The sequence below is a fragment of the Helicobacter mesocricetorum genome (assembly GCF_900198605.1).
GTDB classification, from domain to species: Bacteria; Campylobacterota; Campylobacteria; order Campylobacterales; family Helicobacteraceae; genus Helicobacter_D; species Helicobacter_D mesocricetorum.
In genome coordinates this window covers 1-10,514 of record NZ_FZPJ01000029.1, presented here as the reverse complement: position 1 = coordinate 10,514, position 10,514 = coordinate 1, and the positions used below count along the sequence as shown (strand labels likewise).

Below are 10,514 nucleotides of genomic sequence, written 5' to 3'. Positions count from 1 at the left end.
CTCCAAAAGAATTTATTATAAGCAGAGGTATTAATGGAGAGGCAGTGCAATGAATGCTAATAAAGCTAAATTACTCCTCCAAGAGTATTTTAGGTATAAAAGAGGATATATCGGGGTTGTCTCTGAATATTCCTTTTGGTTAGGAGAAATAGAGGATATTGTTGCTTTTAATAACAAAGAAATCGTAGTGGTAGAAATCAAATTAGCTAAAAATGATTTTTTAAGAGATTTTAAAAAAGCTAAACATTCAAAGTTTAAAAAACCTTATAATAAATTTTATTTTTTTGTTCCTAATGAGTTATTGGGATTTGTTTTAGAGTATTTAGAGGTTAATGGATATAAGGATTATGGAGTGCTTAGTATTAACAGCAATAAGGAAATCTATGTCGCAAAAAGAGCAAATGCCCTAAAAGGAAGTTGCCTTTTGAATGTTTTTTCGGATTATACCACCCTACAAAGCCTAATTTCTAGGATGAGCAGTGAGATAATTATTGAGAGAAAGAAGAGTATTTTGCCCCATACAAATATTAATTAGGGAATTATTTTTGAATATTTCAATAAAACAGGCTTAGGCTATCTTTTTTATCTGTCGTTCAAGCATAATGGTTTTTAGTCAAAATAATACAAGAGCAATAGACGCTGGAACATTCAGCCCCATAAAATACAAAAGATTTTTCAATTTCCTGTATTTAATTGTTCAAAAATCCAACTATCCCCACACAAATTCAAAAATTGCTTCCGCAAAACAAAAATTTTGCCCCCACACGAAACCCAAAAATTTTTTAAACTTTTCTTAAATGATTTTAAGCTTTTAAAGAAAATTTATTCTTTAATTTTTTGTTGCAAAATTACAGCTTCCAGATATTTTTTAAAAAATTTTTGCAAAAATGAAAAAATGCAAATTTCTTGGAATAGGGATAATATTTTCTTAGAAAGTTCGATAAATAGGCGTTTTGTAGAATTATAAAGCGGCTTGACTTTTTAGGAATTTTTTTTATTATGGTGAAGTCAATATTAAAAATGTGTCTTTTTTGTGTCAAAAAGTTTTAAAAAGGGAAGTTTTTACACACTGAAAATCCCAAAAAATAGGGTTTAAAAAACGAGGATAATCGTTCCACTATTATCAAAAGTTTGTATAGAGCCTGTATTAAAACTAATATTATGATTACCACTTCCTTGTATGAAACCTTTATTAGTGATAGTTCCTATTCTAGCATTATTACCTATAGTAATAGCAAAGTTATTATTAGTATTTACAATACTTCCAGAGTTAGTAATCTCTAAGTTTTTATATGCTTTATTTTGAGAAGCAGAGATTTGTTTATTAGTAAGTGCTTTAATGACTTTGTTAGTATCATTATCTGTTGTATCTAAAGTGTCATTACCTATTGCTACCCAATTATCTTTAGCACTAATGCTATTAGGAATTGTTAATAAGACACCAGCACAAACTAAAGAGAGGAATTTAGGAGTAAAGCTTTTGGGGTTGGAATGTAGGAATAGGGGATTAGAATCTAAAGCATTCAAAGCTAGAATGCTTAAAGGTTTAGAAACTATGCTTTTATTTTGCCCCCCCCCCTAATATTTATTACATTGTTAGTTGGTTGCATTGGGACTCCTTTTTTGTGTTGAAGTATTTAAAGCCTTGAAGTATATACCCTGTTTAAAAACATTACATTTTACTTAAATAAATATAAAAATAAAATAATATCATCAGTAGGACTTAGGATTATAGGGTTTTTGCAAGGCTTTCTTGTGTAATTTTGGTGATTTTATCCCATTGTTTATCGAATATTAATTCTTTAGGACTTAACCAAGAACCTCCTACACAAAGCACATTTTCTAATGTTAAATATTCTTTGATGTTTCCTAAGCTTATGCCACCTGTTGGACAAAATTTCACCTTATTAAAAGGAGCTAAAAGGGATTTTAGCATTGGTATTCCTCCTGAAGCCTCAGCGGGAAAGAATTTTAAATTTTCAAAGCCAAATTCCAGGGCTAACATTAATTCCCCTGCAGTAGCAACACCAGGGATTAGGGGTAAATCTATGGTTTTAGATTCTTTAGCGAAAATAGCATTTAAGCCCGGACTTATGGCGAATTTAGCTCCAGCATTTTTGGCTTGTTCTAGCATTTTGGCGTTTAGGATTGTCCCTGCTCCTACTATAATATCTGGCATTTCTTTGGATATGAGATTTATAGCCTCTAGTGCTTCTTTAGTGCGAAGTGTGATTTCTAGAATCTTTATACCACCATTGGCTAAAGCTTGTGCTAAATCTATGCTTGTTTTTACATCATAAATAGTAATAACTGGAATGATTTTGCTAATTTGTAAAAAGTCTCTTGCTTGCATTTGCTCTCCTTATTTTGAATGTTTTTATTGAAAGTGTCCGCCAAAGCTCATCGCTCCTGTTTCTGCACTTGAGCTTTGCGCTCTAAAACCTGCAAAGAGTTCTTTGCCACAGCCAAAAGCCTCTTTGTTGTCGTGTTTATTTGCTTTTCGTTTCTCCCATTCTTGGCTATCTACTAAGGCTTCTAATTTGCCATTTTTGGCATCAAGGAGTAGCATATCGCCATCTTGGATTTTGGCTATATTTCCATTAAGTAAAGCTTCTGGGCTTATGTGGATGGCTGCTGGGACTTTGCCTGAAGCTCCTGACATTCTCCCATCGGTGATAAGGGCTACTTTGAAACCTTGATCTTGCAAGATCCCTAGAGATGGCGTGAGTTTATGAAGCTCGGGCATACCATTAGCTCTTGGTCCTTGATAGGGTAAGACTGCGATAAAATCCTTTTGTAGTTCTTGGTTTTGGAATCTTTGTAGAAAATCTTGTTGGGAGTGGAAAACTATGGCGGGGGCTTTTATGCTCTGGTGTTCTTCTTTGATGGCTGAAACTTTTATCACCGCTCTGCCTATATTTCCATGTAAGATTTTTACTCCTCCATCTTTAGAGAAAGGATTTTTTACGCTTCTTAAGATAGTTTCTTCTTGGCTTACTCTTACCCCCTCTTTGTAGAGTATTTCGCCATTTATTAAAAAAGGATTTTTGGTATAAGCCTCCATTCCTCTGCCCATAATCGTCTCTACATCATTGTGTAAAAGCCCATTTTCTAAAAGTTCGCGTATGATAAAGGCTAATCCCCCAGCGGCTTCAAATTGATTAACATCTGCTTTGCCATTGGGATAAACTCTTGCTAAGAGTGGAGTGATTGCTGAAATGGCATCAAAATCATCCCAATTTATGATAATCCCTGCTGCTCTAGCTATGGCTATTAGGTGTATTGTGTGGTTTGTTGAACCACCTGTTGCCATTAGTCCAATGATGGCGTTAATAATGTTTTTTTCACTGATTAGCTCTCCTATGGCTTTAACTTTATTTTGTGCCATATGGGCTGCGGCTTTTTTCACTAAGGCTTCTCTTAGGGGGGTGTTTGGGTTAATAAAAGCAGAGTTTGGCAAATGTAATCCCATAAACTCTACTAGCATTTGGTTAGAATTTGCTGTGCCATAAAAGGTGCAAGTGCCAATATCGTGGTAAGATTTCATCTCACTTTCGAGCAATTTATCGCGGGAAATTTCACCTACGGCAAAAAGTTGCCGCATTTTGGATTTTTCTTCATTGGAGATTCCGCTAGTCATAGGACCTGATGGGACGAAGATACTTGGCAAATACCCAAAGCTTAAAGCTCCTATTAAAAGTCCCGGGACAATTTTGTCGCAAACTCCAAGATAAAAGGCTCCATCAAAAACATTATGTGAGAGCGCTATTGCTACACTCATTGCGATAACATCGCGCGAAAATAAGCTAAGTTCCATACCTTCATAACCTTGAGTGATACCATCACACATCGCAGGAGTGGCACCTGCGAATTGACCAAAGGCTTTGTGTCTAAAGAGTTCTTGCTTGAGTATATCAGGATAGTTTTTAAAGGGTTGGTGTGCGGAGAGCATATCATTATAGGCTGAAATTATGGCGAAATTTGATTCTTTGTTTTCTTTGATTTTTTCTTTCATAGGATTGGGCATACTTGCATAGGCGTGGGCTAAGTTCGCACAGCTTAAATCCTTTCTTTGAATCTTCCCTTTATGGCTTGTGATATGTTCTAAGTAGGCATTTCTTGTGGGCTTACTCCGCTCTATGATGTTTTTTGTGATTTGCGCTAGTTTTTTGTTTATCATTATTTTTCCTTAGTAGAGACTGGAATTTAGTCGTTAATTTATTAGTAATTATGTTAATTTTAGGTAAAAATCCTAAATAATAGCTTTAGAATATGTTATTTTGGTATTAAAGCTTATTATAGGAATCTATTAAGTTGTAAGGAAGGTTATGCAAGGTTTTGATTTTATTTTATTTGGGGCTACTGGGGATTTGGCAATGAGAAAGATTTTTCCCTCGCTTTATCAAGCCTATATTGATGGTTTTTTGCCCTCTGGGAGAATTATAGCCACTAGCAGGAGTGCATTTAACACAGCACAATTTATAGAGGAATTAAGTAGTAAGTCTAAAATACATATTAAAAACTGCATTGATAAAAAATGGGAAGAATTTACCTGTGGGATTAGTTATTTAAGTATTAATTTAAATGATGAAAAGGATTTTAATGCTTTAAAAGAAAAGATTGGCAATAAAAGTCAAAATATTGTTATTTATTTTTCTATTTCACCAGAATTTTTTATGCAAGCTTGTAAAAATTTAGCCTTAGTTGGATTAAACCAAGCAGAAGTAAAGATTATCCTTGAGAAACCTCTGGGTATGGATTTGCGATCTTGCCAAACTATCAATAATGAAATTGCTAAATATTATGATGAGAAGCAAATTTATAGAATCGATCATTATTTGGGAAAAGAGAGTATTCAAAATCTTTTGATTTTAAGGGCTTTTAATCCTGTTTTTGCCTCTTTGTGGAATAGAGAATATATCAGTTATATCGAAATTAGTGTTTTTGAAACTTTAGGTGTTGAGAGTAGGGGGGAATTTTATGATAATACGGGTGCATTGCGGGATATGGTGCAAAATCATATCTTGCAAATTCTTGCTTTGGTGGCTATGAAAATCCCCTCTAATCTTGATGCAGAATCTATAAGAAGGGCAAAACTTGAGCTTTTAAAGACTTTAAAGCCTTTAGATGATGAAAATATAGCCAAAAATGTCATTAGAGCGCAGTATATAAAATCTGGTAATTTTAAGGGATATTTGACAGAAGATAATATTAAGGAAAATAGTCAAACAGAAACCTTTGTTGGCATTAAGGCAGAGCTTTTGGATGATAATTGGAAAGATGTGCCTTTTTATATTAGAACAGGGAAGAGAATGGCGGATTCTTTTGCGCAAATCGTCATTCATTTTAAGAGCAAAGAGAGTTTAAAATCTCATTGTAATAAACTTATTATTTGCTTACAACCTGATAATCAAATTTCTTTGAATCTCAATGTTAAAAAGAATGGAAAAACAATGGAATATGAAGAAAAGGATTTGATTTTAAATTTAAATAATGCTTCTATTATGCAACCTTATGAGAGATTAATTTTAGACGCTATTGAAGGCAATCAAGCTTCTTTTAATCACAAAGAAGAGCTTGAAGTGGCTTGGGCTTGGGTTGATCCTATTTTAGAGAATTGGAAAGAGCGTAAAACTCCTTTATACTCCTATCCAGCTGGGAGTTTGGGACCCAAAGAATCTTTTGAGCTTATTAAAAGAGATGGGTACGAATGGCATAGTTTTTAGGATAATAGTGGTTGTTTTGTCTAATAGTAAGTAAAAAGTGAGTAAATTTGGAATATATCTATGAAGTTTTAGGAAATATAATTTTTGCTTAAGTTGTTTTATAGGTTTAGTTCTGTTAAGCTTTTTAGCGTTAAATAGAGTTAATGCTAATTAAGTTTGAGGGAACTAAAGATAATGTTTCAGTTTTATGAGTTTGCATCCACAAAAGAATGTAATACCGCTTTGATTACAGCTATTCTTGAACTTATCAATAAGCTTTTGCTAGATAAAGATAGGGTTCATTTAGCATTTTCGGGAGGTAAATCCCCTATTGCGTTTTTAGAAATGTTAAGTAAGCAAGAGTGTAATTGGAAAAGATGCAATGTTTCTTTAGTAGATGAAAGAATCGTAGATTTAAGCAGTGAAGAAAGTAATGCTAGATTGATTAAGACTTATTTTTTACAAAATTCCGCTAAAAATTCCCATTTTACACCATTTTTTGAAGACCTCAATCTTTCTTTAGAAGCATTGGTTGAAAATGCTAATGCTTGTTATCACCAGCCTGATATTGCTATTCTTGGAATGGGGCTTGATGGGCATACAGCCTCTCTTTTTGCTGAAGCAGATGAATTTCAAATGGCTTTAGAGACTGCTTGCAATATCGTCTTAATAAACCCTAAAAATGCACCTTATAAAAGACTTTCTATGTCTTTATCTGCATTAAAAAAGTGCAAAAAATTATTTTTATGTATTGCCACAGAAGAAAAATATTTAGTCTTTAATGAGGCTATTAAGGGCTTAAATCAAAAAATTCCTATTTCTTATATACTTCATTCAAGAGAGGTAATGTGTGATGTCTATTTCTCAAAATAAAACGTATCCAAGACTTTTAGCAGATATTGGAGGCACTAATGCTCGTTTTGCCTTAGAAACAGAAAAGAAACAAGTTGAGAGCATAGAGGTTTTTGCTTGTAATGATTATAATACTGTCGTTGATGCGGTGAAGGCTTATTTGAATAAAGTTGGTAGCCCTGTTGTTAAATTTGGTGCTTTTGCGATTGCTAATCCTGTCGTAGGGGATTGGGTTCAAATGACTAATCATCATTGGGCGTTTTCGATAGAGACTACAAGACAAGCGTTAGATTTAGAAGAATTAATACTTATTAATGATTTTACCGCACAGGCTTATGCTATCACCAAAATGTCTCCTTCGGAGTTTTTACAAGTGGGTGGAACTTCTTGTGGAGTGTATGCGCCAAAGGCTGTTTTGGGTCCGGGGACGGGGCTTGGGGTGAGCGGACTTATCCCCTATCATCAAGGTAAATATATAGCTTTAGCAGGAGAGGGAGGGCATGTTAGTTTTGCTCCTTTTGATGATACGGAAGTGATGATTTGGCAGTATGCAAGGAAAAAATATGGGCATGTTTCTGTTGAACGTTTTTTAAGTGGTTCGGGTCTTGTGTTGATTTATGAAGCTTTAGCGGATAGGGAGGGGATTAAGAGAAACAAAATGAGTCCCGAACTTATTAGCGAACAAGCTTTAAGTGGTAGGTCTCCTTTGTGTCGATTAACTTTAGATATATTTTGTGCAATGTTAGGCACGGTATCTTCTAATGTAGCTTTGACTTTAGGGGCTAGAGGTGGAGTATATCTTTGTGGGGGGATTATACCTCGATTTATCGATTATTTTAAAACTTCACCTTTTAGGATGCGATTTGAAGACAAGGGAAGATTTGAGGCTTATTTAGCGGCGATACCTGTTTATGTTGTCTTAGCAAAATATCCGGGCATTAGTGGGGTTGCAGTCGCTTTAGAAAATCATTTAAGAGATTCTAATATAGCATCATAGGAAGGTTGGTGATGAAATCCTTAATACATTTAGATTCTTATAAAGCATTGCATAATCATTTTCTTGCTATGAAAGATGTGCATATGAGGGATTTATTTCAAGAAAATGATGCTAGAGGGATGGAGTATTTTTTGCAAGTTGGGGATTTAAAATTTGATTATTCTAAGAATCGCATTAATAATGAAACTTTGAATCTTTTATTTAATTTAGCAAAAGAATGTGGGTTACAAGCAAAAATCAGGGCTATGTTTGAGGGTGAAAAAATCAATACTACCGAAAATAGGGCTGTTTTACACACAGCTTTACGCAATAAAGCTAATCGTTCTGTTAAAATTGATGATGTGGATATTATGCCTAATGTTCGGGAAGTTTTGCAAAAGATGCAAAAATTTTCTGATTCTTTAAGGGCGGGTTCTTGGTTGGGTTATACTAATCAGATTATTACAGATATCGTGAATATAGGCATTGGTGGTTCAGATCTTGGGGCTTTAATGGTATGCAAGGCTTTAAAAAACTTTGGACATCCAAGGCTTAATATGCATTTTGTCTCTAATGTAGATGGGATTGAATTAAGAGGGGTTTTACAAAAAGTTCATCCCGAGACTACTTTGTTTATCGTGGCTTCTAAGACTTTTTCTACTCAAGAAACTTTAACCAATGCTTTTACAGCTAGAAAATGGTTTTTGGACTATGCTTTAAATGAAGAATATATTGCTAAGCACTTTGTCGCTGTTTCGACAAACAAAGAAGCTGTTAAAGAGTTTGGTATAGATTTAGACAATATGTTTGAGTTTTGGAATTGGGTTGGAGGTCGTTATAGTCTTTGGTCGGCAATAGGTTTGTCGATTATGATTTATTTAGGTAAAGAAAACTTTTTGTCTTTGTTGGAAGGGGCGTATTTAATGGATGAGCATTTTTGCAATGCGCCTTTTGAAAAGAATATGCCTGTTATTATGGCTTTGATAGGGGTTTGGTATATTAATTTTTTTGGTGCGGGTAGCCATATTATTGCACCTTATGATTCTGTATTAAGGTATTTACCTAAATTTATACAACAGCTTGATATGGAAAGTAATGGTAAGCAGGTTAGGCGAGATGGAGAAAAAGTTGATTATGATACAGGACCTATTATTTGGGGTGATACAGGTATTAATGCGCAACACGCCTTTTTTCAGCTTTTGCATCAAGGAACGCATTTAAGTCCTATTGATTTAATCGCATCTTTGAGTAAAAAAGGGAGTTTGCCAGAACATCACGAAATTTTGCTTAGTAATGTTTTTGCTCAAGCTGAAGCTTTTATGCGTGGGAAGACACTTAAGGAGGTTCAAGCAGAAATGCTTAATGAGGGATTTAAAGAAGAGCAAATTTTAAATCTTGCCCCTCATAGAGTTTTTTCAGGTAATCGACCTAGTAATATTATTTTATTAGATGAAATTCATCCACGAAGTATAGGTTCTTTAGTGGCTCTGTATGAGCATAAAATTTTTGTTCAAGGCACAATTTGGGATATTAATAGTTTTGATCAATGGGGAGTAGAGCTTGGAAAAGAGTTGGCTAAAACTATTTTATCTGAATTAAAAGGAGGAAAAATCCAAGAACACGATAGTTCTACCAAGCATTTAATACAAATTTATAGACAATTTAATTCAAATTAAAAGGAAAAATATGCAAACTAAAACAAATACCTTTGCTTTGGCGACCCTTACTGCTTTATTTTTTGCTATGGGATTTATTACAGTTTTAAATGATGTTTTAATTCCTCATTTAAAAGTTATCTTTGATCTTAATTATTTTCAAGCTGCTTTAGTGCAGTTTTGTTTTTTTGGTGCTTATTTTATAACGGGTGGATTTTTTGGAAAGCTTTTGGAGCAGATTGGTTATCCACTTGGAGTTATTTTAGGATTCTTGCTTACGGCTTTGGGTTGTATTCTTTTTTATCCCGCTGCTGCTACGGCTTCTTATCCTATCTTTTTAGGTGCTTTATTTGTTTTGGCAAGTGGAGTTGTTTTGTTGCAAGCTGCAGGTAATCCTTTTGTAACTTTATTAGCTCCGGGCAAGGAAGCAACAGCTTTAACTTTAGTCCAAGCATTTAATTCTTTAGGGACGACTTTGGGACCATTATTTGGCTCTATGTTTATACTCGCAGATACTGCTGAATATGTGAGTAAAGCTCAAGAGGCGCAATCTGTGCAGATTCCTTATTTGGGGATAGCAGGTGTTTTGATACTTTTGGCGGTTGTTGTATGGCTTTTAAGGCTTCCTGATGTAAGAGAGACGGCTGAGAAAGTTAGTATTGAAAATAATGATGACAAAGAGAGTTTGTTTGAATATTCGCATCTTGTTTTTGGTGCTGCTGGAATTTTCTTTTATGTTGGTGCTGAAGTAAGCATAGGATCATATTTGATTTTCACTATGCAGCAAGTTGCAGAAGTTGAACCAGCAACAGGTGCTAAATATATAGCCTACTATTGGGGTGCTGCTATGGTAGGAAGATTTATAGGAAGTGCCATAATGACAAAAATTGCGCCCAATATAATGTTGGCTTTTAATGCCATAATGAGTATTACATTAATTATAATAGCTATTGCCTTTGGACAAAGTATTAATCTTGAAGATGGATCAAACATAGCAGGAATAATTACGATGGTTGCTTTGCTTGCTATAGGGCTGTTTAATTCTATAATGTTTCCAACAATTTTCTCTTTAGCAACTAAAAATTTAGGTAAATTTACAAGCCAAGCTTCAGGGGTAATTTGTATGGCTATTGTGGGAGGAGCATTGATTCCACCTATTCAAGGATTAATAGCGGATCATTTTGATTTATTAATGTCTTATGTAGTTCCTGTATTATGCTATATTTATATTTTATTCTTTGCTCTTAAAGGATATAAAATAAAATAAAGTTTGCCAAAATGAATTTTCATTTTGGTGCTCCTGCGCTATTTCATCTTCCATTAAGC

The 10,514-nt window shown here is 34.2% G+C and carries 9 protein-coding genes; 6 read left to right on the top strand and 3 right to left on the bottom strand.

Annotated elements, in window-relative coordinates:
* The first annotated feature begins 49 nt into the window (after positions 1–49).
* Entirely contained in the window at positions 50–535 is a 486-nt protein-coding gene (locus C6H18_RS06820) for a hypothetical protein (protein ID WP_104722364.1), read from the top strand.
* Positions 536–1,092: 557 nt separating this feature from the next.
* Here C6H18_RS06820 and C6H18_RS06810 read toward each other — a convergent pair.
* From C6H18_RS06810 to edd, 3 genes are all read right to left on the bottom strand, one after another.
* Entirely contained in the window at positions 1,093–1,527 is a 435-nt protein-coding gene (locus tag C6H18_RS06810) for a hypothetical protein (RefSeq protein ID WP_104722362.1), read from the bottom strand.
* A 202-nt stretch (positions 1,528–1,729) separates the two neighbouring features.
* Positions 1,730–2,353 carry a bifunctional 4-hydroxy-2-oxoglutarate aldolase/2-dehydro-3-deoxy-phosphogluconate aldolase gene (locus C6H18_RS06805; protein ID WP_104722361.1) on the bottom strand — a complete coding sequence of 208 codons (624 nt, stop codon included), beginning with the start codon at positions 2,351–2,353 and terminating at the stop codon, positions 1,730–1,732.
* Between the two features lie 24 nt (positions 2,354–2,377).
* Entirely contained in the window at positions 2,378–4,180 is a 1,803-nt protein-coding gene (gene edd / locus C6H18_RS06800; protein ID WP_104722360.1) for a phosphogluconate dehydratase, read from the bottom strand.
* Between the two features lie 148 nt (positions 4,181–4,328).
* Here edd and zwf point away from each other — a divergent pair, with 148 nt between their 5' ends.
* From zwf to C6H18_RS06775, 5 genes are all read left to right on the top strand, one after another.
* Complete coding sequence (gene zwf, locus C6H18_RS06795; protein ID WP_104722359.1) at positions 4,329–5,726, top strand: glucose-6-phosphate dehydrogenase; 1,398 nt, start codon at positions 4,329–4,331, stop codon at positions 5,724–5,726.
* A gap of 174 nt (positions 5,727–5,900) precedes the next feature.
* Positions 5,901–6,578, top strand: a complete 678-nt coding sequence (gene pgl, locus C6H18_RS06790; protein ID WP_233704092.1) for a 6-phosphogluconolactonase — start codon at positions 5,901–5,903, stop codon at positions 6,576–6,578.
* Positions 6,559–7,554, top strand: a complete 996-nt coding sequence (locus C6H18_RS06785; RefSeq protein WP_104722358.1) for a glucokinase — start codon at positions 6,559–6,561, stop codon at positions 7,552–7,554. The genes pgl and C6H18_RS06785 overlap by 20 nt, the downstream gene beginning before the upstream one ends.
* A gap of 11 nt (positions 7,555–7,565) precedes the next feature.
* Positions 7,566–9,209 carry a glucose-6-phosphate isomerase gene (gene pgi / locus C6H18_RS06780; protein WP_104722357.1) on the top strand — a complete coding sequence of 548 codons (1,644 nt, stop codon included), beginning with the start codon at positions 7,566–7,568 and terminating at the stop codon, positions 9,207–9,209.
* A 10-nt stretch (positions 9,210–9,219) separates the two neighbouring features.
* Positions 9,220–10,455, top strand: a complete 1,236-nt coding sequence (locus tag C6H18_RS06775) for a sugar MFS transporter (RefSeq protein ID WP_104722356.1) — start codon at positions 9,220–9,222, stop codon at positions 10,453–10,455.
* Positions 10,456–10,514: the final 59 nt, after the last annotated feature.